20 protein-coding genes and 1 riboswitch are annotated in these 18,639 nt (G+C 41.8%); all 20 genes read left to right on the top strand.

All coding sequences use genetic code 11. The annotated features are described in order from the left end of the window. Nucleotides 1-11 precede the first annotated feature (11 nt). Complete coding sequence (locus GKC25_RS14670) at nucleotides 12-1,187, top strand: acetyl-CoA C-acetyltransferase (protein WP_034659915.1); 1,176 nt, start codon at nucleotides 12-14, stop codon at nucleotides 1,185-1,187. A 14-nt stretch (nucleotides 1,188-1,201) separates the two neighbouring features. Further along, on the top strand, nucleotides 1,202-2,983 hold the full coding sequence (locus GKC25_RS14665; RefSeq protein WP_034659914.1) for an acyl-CoA dehydrogenase family protein: 1,782 nt from the start codon (nucleotides 1,202-1,204) through the stop codon (nucleotides 2,981-2,983). Nucleotides 2,984-3,094: 111 nt separating this feature from the next. After that, nucleotides 3,095-3,451 carry an arsenate reductase family protein gene (locus GKC25_RS14660; protein WP_034317446.1) on the top strand — a complete coding sequence of 119 codons (357 nt, stop codon included), beginning with the start codon at nucleotides 3,095-3,097 and terminating at the stop codon, nucleotides 3,449-3,451. A 66-nt stretch (nucleotides 3,452-3,517) separates the two neighbouring features. Beyond that, nucleotides 3,518-3,901, top strand: coding sequence for a glycine cleavage system protein GcvH (gene gcvH / locus GKC25_RS14655; protein WP_008347039.1), 384 nt, complete (start codon nucleotides 3,518-3,520; stop codon nucleotides 3,899-3,901). Between the two features lie 43 nt (nucleotides 3,902-3,944). Beyond that, a complete protein-coding gene (locus tag GKC25_RS14650; protein WP_034659913.1) occupies nucleotides 3,945-4,181 on the top strand; it encodes a YusG family protein in 237 nt (78 codons plus the stop codon). A gap of 128 nt (nucleotides 4,182-4,309) precedes the next feature. After that, nucleotides 4,310-4,654 (top strand): toprim domain-containing protein, encoded by a 345-nt coding sequence (locus GKC25_RS14645; RefSeq protein WP_034660691.1) that lies wholly within the window; start codon nucleotides 4,310-4,312, stop codon nucleotides 4,652-4,654. Between the two features lie 12 nt (nucleotides 4,655-4,666). Then, complete coding sequence (locus GKC25_RS14640) at nucleotides 4,667-4,969, top strand: thioredoxin family protein (RefSeq protein ID WP_187704144.1); 303 nt, start codon at nucleotides 4,667-4,669, stop codon at nucleotides 4,967-4,969. A gap of 120 nt (nucleotides 4,970-5,089) precedes the next feature. Continuing rightward, nucleotides 5,090-5,431, top strand: a complete 342-nt coding sequence (locus GKC25_RS14635; RefSeq protein ID WP_034659911.1) for an SCP2 sterol-binding domain-containing protein — start codon at nucleotides 5,090-5,092, stop codon at nucleotides 5,429-5,431. Between the two features lie 102 nt (nucleotides 5,432-5,533). Then, nucleotides 5,534-5,642: riboswitch (SAM riboswitch) on the top strand. A 154-nt stretch (nucleotides 5,643-5,796) separates the two neighbouring features. Continuing rightward, the gene (locus tag GKC25_RS14630; RefSeq protein ID WP_268495244.1) at nucleotides 5,797-6,822 is read left to right on the top strand and encodes a methionine ABC transporter ATP-binding protein; all 1,026 of its coding nucleotides are present in this window, start codon (nucleotides 5,797-5,799) and stop codon (nucleotides 6,820-6,822) included. Beyond that, on the top strand, nucleotides 6,815-7,483 hold the full coding sequence (locus GKC25_RS14625) for a methionine ABC transporter permease (RefSeq protein ID WP_099727008.1): 669 nt from the start codon (nucleotides 6,815-6,817) through the stop codon (nucleotides 7,481-7,483). The genes GKC25_RS14630 and GKC25_RS14625 overlap by 8 nt, the downstream gene beginning before the upstream one ends. Nucleotides 7,484-7,497: 14 nt before the next feature. Continuing rightward, nucleotides 7,498-8,319, top strand: a complete 822-nt coding sequence (metQ, locus tag GKC25_RS14620; protein ID WP_342689838.1) for a methionine ABC transporter substrate-binding lipoprotein MetQ — start codon at nucleotides 7,498-7,500, stop codon at nucleotides 8,317-8,319. Nucleotides 8,320-8,422: 103 nt separating this feature from the next. Further along, on the top strand, nucleotides 8,423-8,791 hold the full coding sequence (locus GKC25_RS14615) for a carboxymuconolactone decarboxylase family protein (protein WP_003212803.1): 369 nt from the start codon (nucleotides 8,423-8,425) through the stop codon (nucleotides 8,789-8,791). 215 nt (nucleotides 8,792-9,006) lie between these two features. After that, on the top strand, nucleotides 9,007-9,144 hold the full coding sequence (locus tag GKC25_RS14610; protein ID WP_162839378.1) for a hypothetical protein: 138 nt from the start codon (nucleotides 9,007-9,009) through the stop codon (nucleotides 9,142-9,144). A 211-nt stretch (nucleotides 9,145-9,355) separates the two neighbouring features. Beyond that, entirely contained in the window at nucleotides 9,356-10,141 is a 786-nt protein-coding gene (sufC, locus tag GKC25_RS14605) for a Fe-S cluster assembly ATPase SufC (protein ID WP_003213654.1), read from the top strand. Between the two features lie 18 nt (nucleotides 10,142-10,159). Then, the gene (gene sufD, locus GKC25_RS14600) at nucleotides 10,160-11,473 is read left to right on the top strand and encodes a Fe-S cluster assembly protein SufD (protein ID WP_187704142.1); all 1,314 of its coding nucleotides are present in this window, start codon (nucleotides 10,160-10,162) and stop codon (nucleotides 11,471-11,473) included. Beyond that, complete coding sequence (locus GKC25_RS14595) at nucleotides 11,473-12,693, top strand: cysteine desulfurase (RefSeq protein ID WP_095285806.1); 1,221 nt, start codon at nucleotides 11,473-11,475, stop codon at nucleotides 12,691-12,693. Before sufD ends, GKC25_RS14595 begins: the two co-directional genes overlap by 1 nt. Continuing rightward, the gene (gene sufU / locus GKC25_RS14590) at nucleotides 12,683-13,129 is read left to right on the top strand and encodes a Fe-S cluster assembly sulfur transfer protein SufU (RefSeq protein ID WP_008347017.1); all 447 of its coding nucleotides are present in this window, start codon (nucleotides 12,683-12,685) and stop codon (nucleotides 13,127-13,129) included. The genes GKC25_RS14595 and sufU overlap by 11 nt, the downstream gene beginning before the upstream one ends. 17 nt (nucleotides 13,130-13,146) lie before the next feature. Further along, entirely contained in the window at nucleotides 13,147-14,544 is a 1,398-nt protein-coding gene (gene sufB, locus GKC25_RS14585) for a Fe-S cluster assembly protein SufB (RefSeq protein ID WP_034659904.1), read from the top strand. 429 nt (nucleotides 14,545-14,973) lie between these two features. After that, entirely contained in the window at nucleotides 14,974-15,546 is a 573-nt protein-coding gene (locus GKC25_RS14580; RefSeq protein WP_187704141.1) for a restriction endonuclease subunit S, read from the top strand. Nucleotides 15,547-15,550: 4 nt separating this feature from the next. After that, nucleotides 15,551-18,607 (top strand): type I restriction endonuclease subunit R, encoded by a 3,057-nt coding sequence (locus GKC25_RS14575; protein ID WP_187704140.1) that lies wholly within the window; start codon nucleotides 15,551-15,553, stop codon nucleotides 18,605-18,607. The last annotated feature ends 32 nt before the right edge of the window (nucleotides 18,608-18,639 follow it).

Here is an 18,639-nt window from a genome sequence, read left to right as displayed (position 1 = left end):
GGGGAGTCAAAATGAGAGAAGCAGTCATTGTCGCTGGCGCGAGAACACCAGTAGGGAAGGCGAAAAAAGGATCGTTAAAACATGTTCGGCCTGATGATATGGGCGCATTGTGTGTAAAAGAAACATTAAAGCGTGCCGGTAATTACGACGGACAGATAGATGATTTGATCATCGGGTGTGCAACACCAGAAGCAGAGCAGGGGTTAAATGTGGCTCGGAATATTGGGGCGTTAGCAGGGCTTCCGTATACAGTACCTGCCATCACCATCAACCGCTACTGCTCATCTGGTCTTCAGTCAATCGCTTATGCGGGTGAACGGATTATGCTCGGCCAGGCAGAAACGATCTTAGCCGGAGGAGTCGAATCGATGTCACAGGTGCCGATGATGGGTCATTCCATTCGTCCGAATGCTCAATTGGCAGAGCAAGCGCCTGAATATTATATGAGCATGGGCCACACGGCAGAGCAAGTGGCGCAAAAGTATCAGGTCACACGTCAAGATCAGGACGCCTTTGCGGTAAGAAGTCATCAAAAGGCAGCCAAAGCATTGCAGGAAGGGAAATTTTCAGATGAAATCGTATCCGTTGATGTAACAGAGCGGCGGGTAGGGGAGCAATATCAATTAGAAGAGCATTCATTCACCTTCTCACAGGATGAAGGCGTGAGAGCGGGCACAACGGAGGAGATTCTTTCCACTTTGCGTCCGGCTTTCTCAACAAAAGGCACGGTGACTGCAGGGAACTCTTCTCAAACAAGTGACGGCGCTGCGTGTGTGATGATGATGGACCGTGAGAAAGCATCCTCACTCTCCCTTCAGCCGCTCGCCAAGTTCCGGGCGTTTGCTGTTGGCGGTGTACCGCCTGAGGTGATGGGAATCGGTCCGATTGAAGCCATTCCGCGTGCGCTGAAAATCGCTGGACTTGAGCTGAAGGATATCGGGCTGTTTGAATTAAACGAAGCGTTTGCCTCTCAGGCAATTCAAGTCATTCGTCATTTAGGGATCGATGAAGAGAAAGTGAATGTCAATGGCGGGGCAATCGCGCTAGGGCATCCGCTCGGCTGTACAGGAACGAAACTTACACTGTCACTCATTCATGAAATGAAACGGCGAAACGAGCAATTTGGCATCGTCACAATGTGTATCGGCGGGGGCATGGGAGCAGCAGGAATTTTTGAATTGATCTAAAGGGGGAAATCAGGATGAAAGCAATGGAAGATGTAAAAAAGGGTGGAAGCTTCTTAATTGATGAGACGAATTATGAGCATATCTTTACACCAGAGGATTTCTCTGATGAGCATCAAATGATTGGAAAGACAACAGAGGATTATATTTTACAAGACGTTGTTCCATATATAGATCAAATTGAAAATCATGAATTCGAGCATTCCGTCAGGCTTCTCAAAAAGGCTGGAGAGCTTGGACTTCTAGGAGCTGATGTGCCTGAAGAATTCGGCGGACTCGGATTAGATAAAATCAGTTCAGCCATCATTACCGAGAAATTCTCCAGAGCAGGGAGTTTCTCACTTTCCTATGGCGCCCATGTCGGCATTGGATCTCTGCCAATCGTGCTGTTTGGAAATCAAGCGCAAAAGGAAGCATACCTGCCTGGACTCGCTTCTGGAGAAACGATTGCGGCGTACGCCCTAACTGAGCCAGGATCAGGCTCTGACGCTCTTGGAGCAAAAACGACGGCAGTCCTGAATGAAGCTGGAACCCATTATGTGCTTAATGGGGAAAAACAATGGATTACAAACTCCGCATTTGCCGACGTCTTTGTCGTATATGCGAAGATTGATGGTGAACACTTCTCTGCTTTTATCGTAGAAAAGGATTTTCCAGGTGTCAAAACTGGACCTGAAGAGAAAAAGATGGGCATTAAAGGGTCCTCGACGAGAACGTTAATTCTTGAAGATGCTCAAGTGCCAAAGGAGAATTTACTAGGTGAAGCTGGCAGAGGTCATGTCATTGCCTTTAACATTTTGAATATCGGACGCTACAAGCTGGCAGTCGGGACAATTGGTGCGTCAAAACGTGTCATTCAATTATCGGCAGAATATGCAAACCAGCGTAAGCAGTTCCAAACACCAATTTCTCGATTCAGCTTAATTGGTGAAAAAGCAGCCAACATGTCGGCAAAGCTCTATGCGATGGAAAGTGCTGTTTACCGCACAGTCGGATTATTTGAACAGCGCATGGGTCTATTAAGTGAAGAAGAGCAAAAGGACGGCAAACAAATTGCCCAGTCCATTGCAGAATATGCGATTGAATGCTCTCTTTGTAAAGTGCTTGGCTCTGAAACTTTAGATTATATTGCAGATGAAGGCGTGCAGATTCACGGCGGATATGGATTCATGCAAGAATACGAGGTCGAAAGAGCCTATCGTGACTCGCGGATTAACCGTATTTTTGAAGGGACAAACGAAATCAACCGTCTGCTTGTACCAGGCACATTCCTGAAGAAAGCGATGAAAGGGGAGCTTCCGCTGCTTCAAAAAGCGCAAACCTTACAGGAAGAGCTCATGATGATGATGCCGGAAGAGCCGGGTGATCAGCCGCTCGATCAAGAAAAATATTTACTCGCCCATGCGAAAAAGACCGCCCTTATGGTATCTGGTATGGCAGCGATGAAGTATGGAAAAGCTTTAGACAAAGAGCAAGAAATCCTTGTGAACATAGCGGATATCGTCAATGAAATTTTTGCTGCTGAATCGGCGATTCTGCGTACCGAAAAGGCAATCGCTTCATCAGGGCTAGAAAAGAACGCTCAAAAGCTTGCCTACACACAAATTTTCACGCAGGAAGCCTTCTTAAAAATTGAAGCCCATGCAAAAGAATCCTTGATCGCGATGGAAGAAGGAGATTCACTCCGCATGAGTCTGTCAGCTCTTCGCAAACTGACAAGATTCACCCCGATCAATGTCATCGCCAAAAAGCGCGAAGTGGCGAAACGAATCTTTGAAGCAGAGAAATATATCGTATAAGGACAGCTTAAAAGGTGCGGAGTGATATCCGCACCTTTTTGTAAGCATACATTTAGGTTTTTAAAATATTTTGTGATAAAATGTTCTCACAATTTGCAGGAGGTGAAAATGGTGGCTTTAGATTTTTATGAATACCCATCTTGCGGTACATGCCGAAAAGCAAAAAAATGGCTGGAAGAACACAATAAAGACATCAACAGCATACATATCGTCGAAGAGACGCCTGATAAAGAAACATTAAAAGCCCTTTACGAAAAAAGCGGCTTAGAGCTGAAGAAGTTCTTTAATACAAGCGGACAGAAATACCGGGAGCTACAGCTGAAAGATCAACTTCCTGCAATGTCAGAGGACGAGCAGCTAGAATTACTCGCGTCTAACGGAATGCTGATCAAGCGTCCGATTACAACAGACGGTAAACGAGTCACAGTTGGATTTAATGAAGATACATTTAAAAGCGTCTGGAAATGATGTAACTTTCATTCAGATTGTGGTATCTTCAATATAGATTGAAAGAAAAGACTGGAGGGGTATTGAATGAGCACACCAAAAGATTTACGTTATTCAGAAGAACATGAATGGGTCAAAGTAGAAGGGGATAAGGTGCGTATCGGTATTACGCATTTTGCTCAATCTGAGCTAGGCGATATCGTGTTCGTTGAGCTTCCTGAAGTAGGAGACAAAATCACAGCGGACGAGCCTTTCGGAAGTGTAGAATCAGTGAAAACAGTTTCTGAGCTTTACGCACCGATCAACGGCACAATCGTCGAAGTGAACGATGAGCTGGATGACAGCCCTGAATTCGTCAACGACTCTCCATACGAAAAAGCATGGATGATCGTGGTAGAGCCAGCTGATGCATCTGAAATCGAGAACTTGATGACTGCTGAGCAATATGAAGAAATGACAAAAGAAGACTAATTCACGTGAAATTGGACACTCTACCTTTATGGGGGTGTCCAATTTGTCTTTTCAAAAAGAACAGGTGGATATAACAGATCATGTCACTGGACGATTCAAAGAAAGCGGCATGGTGCTGTATCATCAAAATGAAGAGATTGGCACGATGATTAGTGAAAACCAATATGAGTTAAAATCAGGTTATTCCTATGATCAAAATCGTTTTTATCGTCTGACGGATACATTGACCCACGGGACAGAAAAATATGTAGACTGTGATGATGAAAATGGCTGGTGCTAATCACAGATGAGGCTGCAGTGAGCATAAGCTGCAGTCTTTTTAGTGCAAGTGCCCAATCTTTACAACCTCGATGAAAGATTGTAATCTAAGGGAGAAGTGAACAATGTCAAAAGGGCCGGGTGATCGTGTTGAATGTAGAGGTAGAAAAGGTCATCATTGTAGAAGGTAAAACAGACAAACAAAAGCTAAAAGAAGTCATAAGTGAACCTGTTACCATCATTTGCACCAATGGCACGATCAGTACATCGAAGCTGGATCAGCTCGTAGACGAATTATTGGGGAAAGACGTTTACATATTAGCAGACAGTGACGATGCAGGCGACAAACTGCGGAAGCAATTTCGAAAAGAATTCCCTGAAGCACTTCATCTTTTTGTCGACAGAACATACCGCGAAGTGGCCGCTTCACCGTCAGCCCACATTGCATCTATCCTATTAGCTGCAAACATTGATGTTCATTCGAAATATTTATGAGGGTGGACGTATATGAAAGAGATTGAAGAACACGAATTCAAGGAAATAAAGGACGATTTATTTCTTTTATATTTATATACACCGTTTTGCGGGACATGTCAGCTGGCAAAGAAAATGCTGACAGTCGTAGACACCATGCAGCCGGATGTACCATTTTATGAAAACAATTTAAACTACTCACCAGGCTTTGCAAAAGCTTTTGAGATCGAAAGCGTTCCTTGCTTTATACTGTTTAAAAAAGGTGAGCTGGTGCAAAAAGGCTATGCCTTTCACTCCGTTCCATATCTTCATGAAATGATTGAAACCGCTAAATAAAGCGGTTTTTTGTCATATTTCAAGCAATTCGTCTGAAAATTTGTCGAGTTATTTATAAAGGACAAGCCAATGTTTGTAGAGAAATGTTATGTATAACCAAATGACAGGGAGGTTATACATGTGGAAAATGTGAAAACCCATGGGAACACAGGGCAGCGTTTATTATTAAAACCGCTGCTCTCATCATCATCCTTGAAGATTACATTTGAGGCGGAAACTGACTCTTGTACATTGATTGTGGATGAGCGTGGTGAAGTGAAGAAACTACCTGCAATTGAGTTATCGGATCTCATCTTTTATGGTGAGAGAAAAGAAATACTTCAATTATTAGATGGAGATATGTCCTTACAGCAGTTAATTAGCAGAGGACAAGTAAAAGTAAAAGGGTCATTCCGTGCGCTCTTAAGACTAGAGGCTGTGCTTTGGCTGACGAACGGTTTTTTTCGAAAAATGATAACGTAGTCGTTTACTTGGAAATTAGCGATTTACAGCGTTGACATATCTCGGGTAGCATGATATTCTACGTTAGTAAAAACATGAACATCACATAAAACAACATATTTTCTCTTATTAAGAGAGGTGGAGGGACGTGCCCTATGAAACCCGGCAACCGTCAGCATAGCTGAAATTGGTGCCAATTCACTCAAAGCCGCAATGCTTTGAAAGATGAGAGAAAGGCGTATTGAACATAAAAGGCCTTTCTGCTTGCGTTGCAGTTAGGTCTTTTTTACTGACCTGGTGTCAGGCTAGAGGCATGACAGCAGGAAGAATAAATAACGTATGTGATGGCAACCTATAGATTCAGCAAGAAAGCAGGTGAACAGACTGTGATCCATTTACAGAATGTATCAAAAACGTACCACTCTAAAAGCGGAAATGTTGATGCCGTGAAAGAAGTTAACTTGGATATCGATAAAGGTGAAATATTCGGAATTATCGGGTATAGCGGTGCCGGAAAAAGCTCGCTTATTCGCCTATTAAACGGTCTGGAGCTGCCAACAGCAGGAATTGTTGAAGTGGCAGGCAACCGGATCAATGAAGTATCGAATGCGAAACTTCGGAAAGCAAGACAAGAAATCAGTATGATCTTCCAGCACTTCAACCTACTTTGGTCAAGAACGGTGAGACAAAATATTATGTTCCCGCTTGAGATCGCAGGTGTAAAGGCATCAAAACGGAGAGAACGTGCGAATGAACTGATTAAATTAGTCGGTTTAGAAGGAAAAGAAAATGCGTATCCGTCTCAGCTAAGCGGCGGACAAAAGCAGCGTGTGGGGATTGCGAGAGCATTAGCAAATGATCCAAAGGTTCTTCTTTGTGACGAAGCGACGTCTGCGCTTGATCCGCAAACAACCGATTCCATCCTTGAGCTTTTGGCGGATATCAATAAACGACTAGGGCTCACGATTGTGCTGATTACACACGAAATGCACGTCATTCGCAAAATTTGTCATCGCGTGGCGGTCATGGAGAATGGACGTATTGTCGAAGAAGGCGAAGTATTACGCGTGTTCAGACAGCCAAAGGAAGAAATGACGAAGCGATTTGTGAAACAGCTTGCTGAACCAGAGGAAGCGAAAGAAACAATCGAGCACGTCTTAGAGCGAGTAAAAGAAGGTCAGGTCGTACGGTTGTCCTTTATTGGCGATTCTGCCGAGCAGCCGCTGATCACTGAAATCATTCGATCCTTCAAGGTCGATGTGAACATCCTTCAAGGGAAGATTTCTCAAACGCAGGAAGGCGCGTTTGGAACACTCTTTATCCATATTAATGGAGAAGAGACCGAGGTAGAAAAAGCCATCGCCTATATCCAAAGCAAACAGGTTGAAATCGAGGTGATGACACATGTTTGAGAAATGGTTTCCGAACGTTGATTTAGATGTCATTTGGAATGCAACGGGTGAAACGGTGTACATGACACTCATTTCACTAGCATTTGCTTTTATTATTGGTATCATCCTTGGGCTATTGCTCTTTCTGACTAGTAAAGGCGGTCTTTGGGAAAATAAACCGATTAACACCGTTATCGGGGCAGTCGTCAACATTTTTAGATCGATTCCTTTTATCATTTTAATCATTCTATTATTAGGGTTTACAAAACTTATTATGGGCACAATTCTAGGTCCCAATGCAGCCCTCCCTGCCCTTGTCATAGGGTCAGCTCCATTCTATGCACGCCTTGTCGAAATTGCACTGCGTGAAGTAGACAAAGGAGTCATTGAAGCAGCACGATCAATGGGAGCGAAAACGTCGACCATCATTTTCAAAGTATTGCTGCCAGAATCATTGCCAGCCCTCATTTCAGGTATTACCGTAACAGCGATTGCTCTAATTGGCTCAACTGCGATTGCAGGTGCAATTGGAGCAGGCGGACTTGGTGACCTTGCTTATGTAGAGGGATACCAATCTGGTAATACAGATGTCACACTTGTTGCCACTGTGTTTATTCTCATCATCGTCTTTATTATTCAAATAATCGGTGATTTGATTACAAATAAAATTGATAAACGTTAAGGGAGGATTTATTCATGAAGAAATTGATTTTAAGTGCACTATTTCTAGCATTTGCAGGCATTTTAGCTGCATGCGGTTCATCTAATAACGCAAGTGATAGCAAAACCATTACGGTTGCGGCTTCAAAAACACCACATGCCGAGATTCTTGAAGAAGCAAAACCACTTCTAAAAGAAAAAGGCTACGATCTCAAAGTGAAAGTACTTAGTGATTATAAAATGTACAACAAAGCGTTAGCTGAAAAAGAAGTGGATGCAAACTTTTTCCAACATATCCCTTACTTGAACGAAGAGAACAAATCAAACAAAGATTATAACCTAGTAAGTGCTGGTGCGGTTCACCTTGAGCCTTTCGGTATCTACTCTAAGAAATACAAATCAGTAAAAGATATTCCAAATGGCGGCATCATCATCATGACAAACAACGTAGCTGAGCAAGGACGTATGCTTGCTCTATTACAAAATGCCGGTGTCATTAAGCTTGATCCAAAGGTTGATACAATCAACTCAACGGTCAAGAACATCAAAGAAAACCCAAAGAACCTAAAGTTCAAAAAAATCGCTCCTGAACTAACAGCGAAAGCTTATGAAAACAGTGAAGGTGATGCTGTGTTTATCAACGTCAACTATGCGATTCAAAATAAATTGAATCCGAAAAAAGATTCAATTGAACTTGAGCAAACAAAGAACAACCCGTATGCAAACATCGTGGCTGTTCGCAAAGGTGAAGAAAAATCAGAGAAGATCAAGACATTAATGGAAGTTCTTCACTCTGATAAAATTAAAGAATTCATCGACAAAAAATACGACGGTGCAGTTCTACCGGTATCTGAATAACAACGATTCAACCTTGCTTTCATCAAAGCGAGGTTTTTTGTGTATTTTTTCAAATCTCGCTCATAATAAAAACGAACAAATGACCTGAAGGGATGGAATAAAGATGAATGAACAGCATATGAGCGGATCTATGCAGCAATCACTGACGGATTATAAAACGGCAATGGGTGAATTTCAGAAGAAAATGCCGGTGTTTGGGAAGAAATTCAATGAATTTACGGAGCAATGCTTTCAGAGCGATTCATTAACGCAAAAGGAAAAGCAAATGATTGCCCTTGGCATCAGTATTCATGCACAGGATGAATACTGCATGATTTATCATACAAAGGGAGCGCTCGATCAAGGCGCGACAGAAGAGAATTTGCTGGAGGTTGTCAGCGTGGCGGCAGCATTTGGCGGCGGGGCAGCACTGAGTCAAGGGATTACTGTCGTTCAGCAATGTATAGATGAATTTGGAGGACAGACGCATTAAGGGAAGGATAAGACGGTATTTTTCCATAACAGGGAGTTGAGTCGTTCTCAGCCGATTGTGAGAGAAAATATGCCAGCATAGAACGTCATATCCCTTTTGAGTGAAGCCGCATGTCTTTGATATAATAAAGCTACACTCAAAGAAGGGAATGGTTTATTATTTGTTCGGACCATAGTACACTGGGATTGGATTATACCGCCGAGATGGAAAAGGCCATGCATAAAGCTCATGGCATGAGCTATGCAGAGTACGAAAGAGACCATGACTTACGGATGAAAGTGGAATATAAACGAGAGCAGTCCTATCGAGATGAGAAAAGACAGCTCGCAAAAATGAATATACGAGGCTATTAAATAGCTCAGGGACGGGGAGAACAGTTTCCCGTCCTTTCTTTATGAAAACAGTCTTTTCGACATAAATCCTTTTATCTACCGGCTTTTTTTGTTAGAATTTTGAGAGCATCCTCTCACGTATATCGTGAATGTGTTGTATTCACTTTTAATTTGTTATAAAATTAGAATGAGAATAAATTGAGAATAATGATTATTTTGGAGGTATCGATATATGACTGCTTCGACATTAACAATTAAGGACTTGCACGTTGAGATTGAAGGGAAAGAAATCTTAAAGGGTGTAAACCTCGAGATAAAAGGTGGAGAATTCCACGCAGTAATGGGACCAAACGGTACAGGTAAATCAACTTTATCTGCTGCAATTATGGGACACCCTAAATATGAAGTAACAAAAGGCAGCATTTTGCTAGATGGCGAAGATGTACTTGAAATGGAAGTAGATGAGCGCGCTCAAGCAGGTCTTTTCCTTGCGATGCAATACCCATCTGAAATTAGTGGTGTCACAAATGCGGACTTCCTTCGTTCTGCTATTAACGCTCGCAGAGAAGAAGGCGATGAAATCTCTCTGATGAAATTCATCCGCAAAATGGACGAAAACATGGAGTTCCTTGAAATGGACCCAGACATGGCGCAGCGCTACCTAAACGAAGGTTTTTCAGGCGGGGAGAAAAAACGCAATGAAATTCTTCAATTAATGATGATTGAACCAAAAATTGCGATTCTTGACGAAATCGATTCTGGTCTTGATATCGATGCGTTGAAAGTGGTTTCTAAAGGAATTAACAGAATGCGTGGCGAAAGCTTCGGCTGCTTAATGATCACTCACTATCAGCGTCTACTGAACTACATCACACCAGATCACGTTCATGTCATGATGCAAGGACGTATCGTGAAATCTGGCGGACCAGAGCTCGCGCAGCGTTTAGAAGCAGAAGGCTATGACTGGATTAAAAAAGAGTTAGGGATTGAAGACGAAACTGTTGGTCAAGAAGCGTAAGCGTTAGGAGGATTATTGATGACATTAGAAACGAAATTATCAGTAGATCAAGATTATGTCAAAAGCTTCTCCGAGAAGCATCAGGAACCGGCATGGATGAGCTCCCTTCGCTTACAGGCTCTTGAAAAAGCAGAAGACCTTCCAATGCCAAAGCCTGACAAAACGAATATTTCTAAATGGAATTTAACCAATTTCAAACAGCATACAGTCGAAAGTGCGCCATTTGGATCATTAGAAGAGCTTCCTGAAGAAGTGAAATCTCTCATTGATTTAGAGGACACGGATAAGACAGTCTACATTCAGCGTGATCAAACGCCAGCATACTTGTCTCTTTCAACGGAAGCGAAAGACAAAGGCGTGATCTTCACTGACCTTCATACAGCGCTTCGCGAACATGGAGATCTAGTGCAGAAATACTTCATGACAGATGCAGTAAAAGTAGAAGAGCATAAACTAACAGCTTTACATGCTGCTTTAGTCAATGGCGGAGCTTTCCTCTATGTACCGAAAAATGTAGAACTTGAAGCACCAATTCAAGCCGTCTACCTGCATGAAAATGACGACACGACTTTGTTCAACCATGTCATCGTCGTAGCAGACGACCATAGTGCTGTGACATATGTAGAAAACTACATCAGTACGGCAAAGCCAGAAGAAGCGATCTTCAATATCGTGTCTGAAGTGTTTACAGGAGCTAATGCCCGCGTCACTTACGGTGCAGTAGATAACCTTGCAGAAGGCGTCACAGTCTATGTGAACAGACGCGGTATGGCAAATGGCCGTGACAGTAAAATCGAATGGGCGCTTGGCCTGATGAATGATGGAGACGTCGTGTCTGAAAACATCACAAAGCTCATGGGCGACGGTACATTCGGTGATACAAAATCAGTTGTTGTCGGCCGGGGCAATCAAACAGAAAACTTTACAACAAGCATCATCCACTTCGGTAAAAACTCTGAAGGGTATATCTTGAAGCATGGTGTGATGAAGGATCAAGCATCCTCTATCTTTAACGGAATTGGTAAAATCGAGCATGGCGCAACGAAGTCAAATGCAGAGCAGGAATCACGTGTTCTCATGCTGAGTGAGAAAGCACGCGGTGACGCAAACCCAATTCTATTAATTGATGAAGATGATGTCACAGCAGGGCATGCTGCTTCTGTTGGACGTGTCGATCCAATTCAATTGTATTACCTCATGAGCCGCGGGATATCCAAAGAAGATGCAGAAAGACTTGTGATTTATGGCTTCTTAAATCCAGTCGTCAAAGAACTGCCGATTGAAGGAGTTAAAAAGCAGCTCGTTTCTGTGATTGAAAGGAAAGTAAAATAATGAATATCAAAGACGTTCGTGAGCAGTTTCCAATCCTTCATCAGCAAGTGAACGGACATGATTTGGTGTATTTGGACAGTGCAGCGACTTCTCAAAAACCAAGAGTGGTCATTGATGCAATGAATGAGTATTACCGGTCTTACAACTCGAACGTCCACAGGGGTGTTCATACCCTTGGCACAAAAGCAACGGACGCATACGAGGGTGCGAGAGAGAAAGTTCGTGCATTCATCCGTGCTTCATCTGTCCAGGAGATTATTTTTACTAGAGGCACAACAACTGCACTGAATACAGTGGCGATCAGCTATGCAAGAGCAAACCTCAAAGAAGGCGATGAGATTGTCATTACGCACATGGAGCATCATGCGAATATCATCCCTTGGCAGCAAGCAGCAAAAGCAACTGGCGCCACATTGAAATACATTCCGTTACAGGAAGACGGCACGCTATCGCTTGAAGATGTGAAGCAAACGGTCACACATCAAACGAAAATCGTCGCTGTCACACACGTCTCAAACGTATTAGGAACCATCAACCCGATTAAAGAAATCGCCAAAATTGCCCACGATCATGGGGCAATCATTGTCGTCGATGGTGCGCAAAGCACGCCGCACATGCAAATTGATGTTCAGGATCTAGATTGTGACTTTTTCGCATTCTCTGGGCATAAAATGTGTGGACCGACTGGCATCGGTGTACTTTACGGGAAGAAGGACCTTTTGAATAATATGGAGCCTGCTGAGTTTGGCGGTGAAATGATCGACTTTGTGGATCTGTATGATTCTACTTGGAAAGAGCTGCCGTGGAAATTTGAAGCGGGAACACCGATTATTGCCGGAGCAGTTGGACTAGGAAAAGCGATTGATTTCTTAAATGACATTGGTATGGAAGAAGTCAGCCGTTACGAGCATCAGCTTGCCACTTATGCGCTTGAGCGCTTTAAGGAGTTTGATGGTGCGACTGTTTATGGACCGCAGCACCGAGCTGGACTTGTGACGTTTAACTTAGACGACGTCCATCCACATGATGCGTCAACTGTTCTGGATACGGAAGGTGTCGCCATTCGTGCTGGACACCACTGTGCACAGCCGCTCATGAAATGGCTTGGTGTATCAGCAACTGCAAGAGCAAGCTTCTATCTGTACAATACAGAAGAAGAGATTGACGAGCTCATCGCAGCGCTCCGTAAGACAAAGGAGTATTTTACGAATGTCTTTTAATGTAAACTTAGACACACTGTACAGACAAGTGATTATGGATCATTATAAAAATCCGAGAAACAAAGGTGTGTTAAACGACAGCATTGTCGTCGATATGAACAACCCAACGTGTGGTGACCGCATTCGTCTCACGATGAAAATCGAAGACGAAAAAGTCATTGATGCGAAATTTGAAGGAGAAGGATGCTCTATTTCGATGGCATCTGCCTCTATGATGACGCAGGCAATTAAAGGGAAAGATATTGAAACAGCTTTGAAAATGTCTCAGATTTTCTCCGATATGATGCTAGGAAAAGAATACGACGATTCCATTGATCTTGGTGACATTGAGGCGCTGCAGGGAGTGGCAAAATTCCCAGCCCGCATCAAATGTGCAACATTATCCTGGAAGGCGCTTGAAAAAGGCGCATCTGCCGAAGATAACGGCAAATCATAAGATTGGAGTGAAAATGGATGGCTAAAAAAATGCCAGATGTTGGTGAATATAAATACGGCTTTTCTGATAAAGACGTTTCCATTTTCCGTTCAGAGCGCGGACTGACAAAAGAGATCGTTGAAGAAATTTCTCGTATGAAAGAAGAGCCTCAGTGGATGCTCGACTTCCGTTTGAAATCTCTTGAGCACTTTTACAACATGCCGATGCCACAATGGGGCGGAGATTTAAATGCATTAAACTTTGATGAAATTACGTACTACGTAAAGCCATCAGAGCGCTCTGAGCGTTCTTGGGATGAAGTACCAGAAGAAATCAAACAAACCTTTGATAAGCTTGGTATCCCAGAAGCAGAGCAAAAGTATTTAGCAGGTGTATCTGCTCAGTATGAATCTGAAGTTGTGTATCACAATATGAAGCAGGACCTTGAAGATCTAGGAATTGTGTTTAAAGATACAGACAGCGCATTAAAAGAGAACGAAGACATCTTCCGTGAGCACTGGGCAAAAGTCATTCCTCCGACTGACAACAAATTTGCTGCGCTTAACTCGGCTGTATGGTCTGGTGGTTCATTTATCTACGTACCAAAGGGCGTAAAAGTAGATACACCACTTCAAGCATACTTCCGTATCAACTCTGAGAACATGGGTCAGTTCGAGCGTACACTGATCATTGTTGATGAAGGCGCACATGTGCATTACGTAGAAGGCTGTACAGCACCAGTTTACACAACAAACTCACTTCACAGTGCGGTTGTTGAAATCGTCGTTAAAAAGGGCGGCTACTGCCGTTATACAACGATTCAAAACTGGGCAAACAACGTCTTCAACCTTGTGACGAAACGTACAGTATGTGAAGAAAATGCGACAATGGAATGGATTGATGGAAACATCGGTTCTAAGCTGACAATGAAATACCCAGCGGTCATCCTAAAAGGTGAAGGTGCTCGAGGTATGACATTAAGTATTGCCCTAGCAGGTAAAGGTCAGCACCAAGATGCAGGTGCGAAAATGATTCACCTTGCACCAAACACATCTTCAACGATCGTATCGAAATCGATTTCCAAACAAGGCGGTAAAGTCACATACCGCGGAATCGTTCACTTCGGACGTAAAGCAGAGGGTGCACGCTCAAACATCGAGTGTGACACACTCATCATGGATAACAAATCAACATCTGATACGATCCCTTACAATGAAATCTTAAACGACAACATTTCATTAGAGCACGAAGCGAAGGTATCAAAAGTATCAGAAGAACAGCTATTCTACTTGATGAGCCGCGGAATTTCTGAAGAAGAAGCAACAGAAATGATCGTCATGGGCTTCATCGAGCCATTCACAAAAGAATTGCCAATGGAATACGCCGTTGAAATGAACCGTTTGATTAAGTTTGAGATGGAAGGTTCGATTGGTTAAATTTAAAAACCTTTATTTACAAGGGTTTGAATAGTGTAGAAGGCGAACTTTTGAAGTTCGTCTTCTTTTATTTTTCAGTAATATCTAGATAAATGTCCTCTGTTTTTTTAATCGATTTATGCCCCACAACCTCATTAAAGAAGCAGTATTGCGCATGTGTAGGTTAAATCATGAGTGCCTTTATTTGTACATATTACTATGTCTGAAGATGATACCTTAAGCACACCAGTTACAAACATATGATAAAAATAGAAAATTATATAAATGTTAAAATCGCTTATGGTATAGTTTTCTAGATGTTTTTTTAAAAACGATAATATGTAATATAGAAATATTTCATATTATCGTTGACGAAACAATCTGGATGTGTTTTAATTTGTAATATGATAATATTTCGAAAAATCATATATATGATTTGGGGCGATTTAATTGGAGAAAAGTAAATTAAATGAATTCGTAACGTTCGTTCCCGGTATTAATCCAACAAGAGCACAAAAGCAATTTGAAACTCAAGAAATAAAGTATTATGACCAAGCGTCTTTTGAAGCTGATTATCATCGTGAGGACGTAGCTGTTGAAGAAAAGGCAAAACCTCAAAATAACCTATCGTTAAATGAAGGTGATGTTGTTATCAGTAACTCATTGCAGCTAGCCACAATTGTTGGTGAAAATAATGTTGGTAAAGTGTTGTCCCTCAACTTTACGAAAATAGAGTTTGATAGTGAACAACTTGATAAGAAATATTTTCTTTACTTGTTTAATGCTCATAAAGATGTGAAGCAGCAAAAAGAAAGGGGGGCACAGGGGAGTGGCCCTATTCTAAGAATTCCGCTTCGTGCCCTTGGGGAAATGATCGTTCCAATTGTTCCGATTGAGGAACAGAAGAAAATAGGCACTATTTACGTAGAAACAATGAAGCTACAAAATAAGTTAAGCCAATACGCAGACTTGATAGGGCAGTTTACGAGCTCGGTAATAGAAGGAACATTAAAGGGGGAGTAATGAAATGAAAAGTCAATCGGAATTAGCATTTGAAAATGAAGTTATCGATTATTTGACCAAAATCGGTGGAGTAAAACAATGGGAATACAAAAAAGACATTAAAACAACCGAACAACTTTGGGATAACTTTAAAATAATCCTAGAACAAAACAATAGCGCACGATTAGATGAGCCCTTGTCTGTTACTGAATTTAACCAAGTGAAGAAAATCATCACTAGTATCGAATCACCTTATCAGGCCGGACAGTTTTTGTATGGCGTTAATGGTGTTTCTGAAATTGAAGTTGACCTTGATAATGGTAGACATGTGTTCTTGACAGTATTCGACCAAGCCCAAGTCGGTGGCGGGAATACCGTTTATCAAGTAGTAAATCAAATTAAGCGGCCAAAAGTTGTTGATGGTAAAACGACTCGCAGGTTTGATGTGACTTTGCTCATTAATGGTTTGCCGATTATTCAAATTGAACTAAAGAAAGCACTTCATAGCGCTACGGAATCTTTAAATCAGATGGAACAGTATATAGCTGAAAAACAATTCAGCGGTATCTTTTCAACTTTGCAGATTTTAATCGCGATGACACCTTTTGATATTCGTTATATGGCAAATACGCCACTTGAAAACTTTAACCGAGCTTTTGCTTTCAACTGGCAAAATGAAGATGATGCTCGCCCTATTCGATCATGGAAGACGTTTGCAGATAAAGTGTTATCCATTCCAATGGCTCATGATTTGGCAACACGTTACATGATACTAGATGGTACAAAAAACAAAGAAAGTATCAAAGTCATGCGTCCTTATCAAGTCTATGCCACAAAGCGTGTACTTGATAAAGTTAGAAAGTTTGACTTTAAATATGATGGTGGTAAATTAGGATACATTTGGCACACAACTGGATCAGGTAAAACAATCACAAGTTTTAAGACAGCGTGGCTTGCAAGCCGTCTATCTAATGTAGATAAAGTGATCTTCTTGGTTGACCGGATCGCACTTACCAACCAAACAGCAGATGCTTATAAAGCCTATGATCCTGTTGCTGGTTTTGAAGGGAAAACTGGTGTGGTGGGTGACACAGCTAATATTTCAGACCTTCATCGCAAACTAACGAAGAAAAGCGATAAGAACATCATTGTGACAAGTATCCAAAAAATGTCACGTTATGTAGCGCGGGACAGCTTCAAGCCACTGAATGAAAATATTCTTTTTATCGTGGATGAAGCCCACCGTTCAACTGGGAATGGTAGCGAAAATGAAGGGATGCTTGAAACGATTCGAAAAGCAATTTCTAATTCTGCTTGGGTTGGTTATACTGGTACACCAAAATTCCCGGAAACACGAGAAATCTTTGGAGAACTATTACATGCATATACCATTAAAGAAGCGATTGCGGATAAAAATGTATTAGGGTTTAACGTTGAATTTAAGGAAACAATCGAGGCTCCCGAAGATCCTACCGAAGATGATATTGATGATAATATTCGTGGTAGTGTTTACGACTATAGTCCAGAACATGTGAACTTAGTAGTGAAAGACATCTTCGATAACTGGAAGAAACGTTCAAATGAGCGTCAATATAATGCCTTGTTTACAGTTCACGTTGGTGGTAATAAACCAAGTACACCAAGAGCGATGGAATATTTCGATAAGTTTGCAGAAGAGAATGCGAATCGTCCAGTAGATCAACGATTAAAAGTTGCGGTGAGTTTCTCGGCAGATACATCCAATAGTGTTCATCAACTGAAAACGAACGAAAACTTACATAGAGCCATCAAAGCTTATAACGCAACGTTTGGCACAGCTTTTGATATGACGACAGTTAAAGCCTACACAGAAGACTTAGCACGACGTTTGAATAAGACAGCTGATGATGGTAAGTATTTAGATTTGGTTATCGTTGTGGATCAACTTTTAACCGGTTTTGATGCGCCTGAGATGAATACGCTCTATATTGATCGAACGCTTAAGGGTGGGAACTTGATTCAGGCATACTCACGTACAAATCGAATACATAACGCTGTCCATAAGCCTTGGGGAAATGTCGTGAATTATCGTTGGCCGGAGCAAAACGAGTATGAAATGAATAAGGCTTTTGCTATTTATTCAAATCGTGCATCTGCCGACGAACAGCTTTCACTTGAAGAATTGAAGAAAGGCAACGAAGAGTCTGGTATCACTTCCAAACCATTTAGCAAGGTCCAAGCTGAGATGCAAGAAGTCATCAACAAGCTTTCCACGCTCACAGACGATTTTGTACAATTACCACCAAGTGAAAAAGCACAGGATGAAGTCTTTGAGAATTTGAAAGAGTATAATCGTTTGTTGAGTCAGTTGAAACAATATACCGAAGATGATGACAAAAATCCTATATCCGCTTATGATAATGCTGAAGAGTTCTATGAACGTTTAGGTATTACTGAAGAGCAGGAAGTCATTTTAACAACTGTCATTGCTGGTGAGTTGAAAGAACGACGTGCGAAACGAGAAGACATTGATATTTCGCAAGTCAATCTCTCGATGGTTCATATTCACGATGTGACCATCAACTATGATTATTTGATTGATTTGATCGCCCGAATGGCTGACGAAGTTCACGCGAACGAAATGTCAAAAGCGGAAAGTACACGTGATGAAATCCAAGTTGAAATCGCCAAGTCTGACAATGAAAAAGAAAAATCTAAGGTGAGTCATTTTGTATCTAAGATTTTCACCAAAGAGTTTGAATTTGATCATTATCCAGCACCTCGAAGTGTTGAAAAAATGAACCAAGCAATGGATCAAGCACAAAAGGATACGAATATCCAACTTGTAACGAACTTCATCCGGACTTGGGGACTAGATAACAGTACTAAGCCTAAGGAACTTGAAAACATGATTAAAAAACACCGATTAGGTCAAGAGGATATGGATAAACAAGGGGAATTAACCGCTATTATGAATGACGCAAGAGCTGATTATAAAGAAATCGCAGTTGAAGAGATTGCAGCGTTAAGCTGGGTTCGGTATCGCATTGAATTTCGTAAAGCATTTTACGAAATGGCCGACGAAATTAAGAAGGCGGAATAGCACAGCGATAAAATTATGAAGACTACAAAAGG

This window comes from Bacillus pumilus, from assembly GCF_038738535.1.
Classification (GTDB): domain Bacteria; phylum Bacillota; class Bacilli; order Bacillales; family Bacillaceae; genus Bacillus.
Note: the sequence above shows the minus strand (reverse complement) of the source record. Positions and strands in the feature narration are given on the sequence as shown.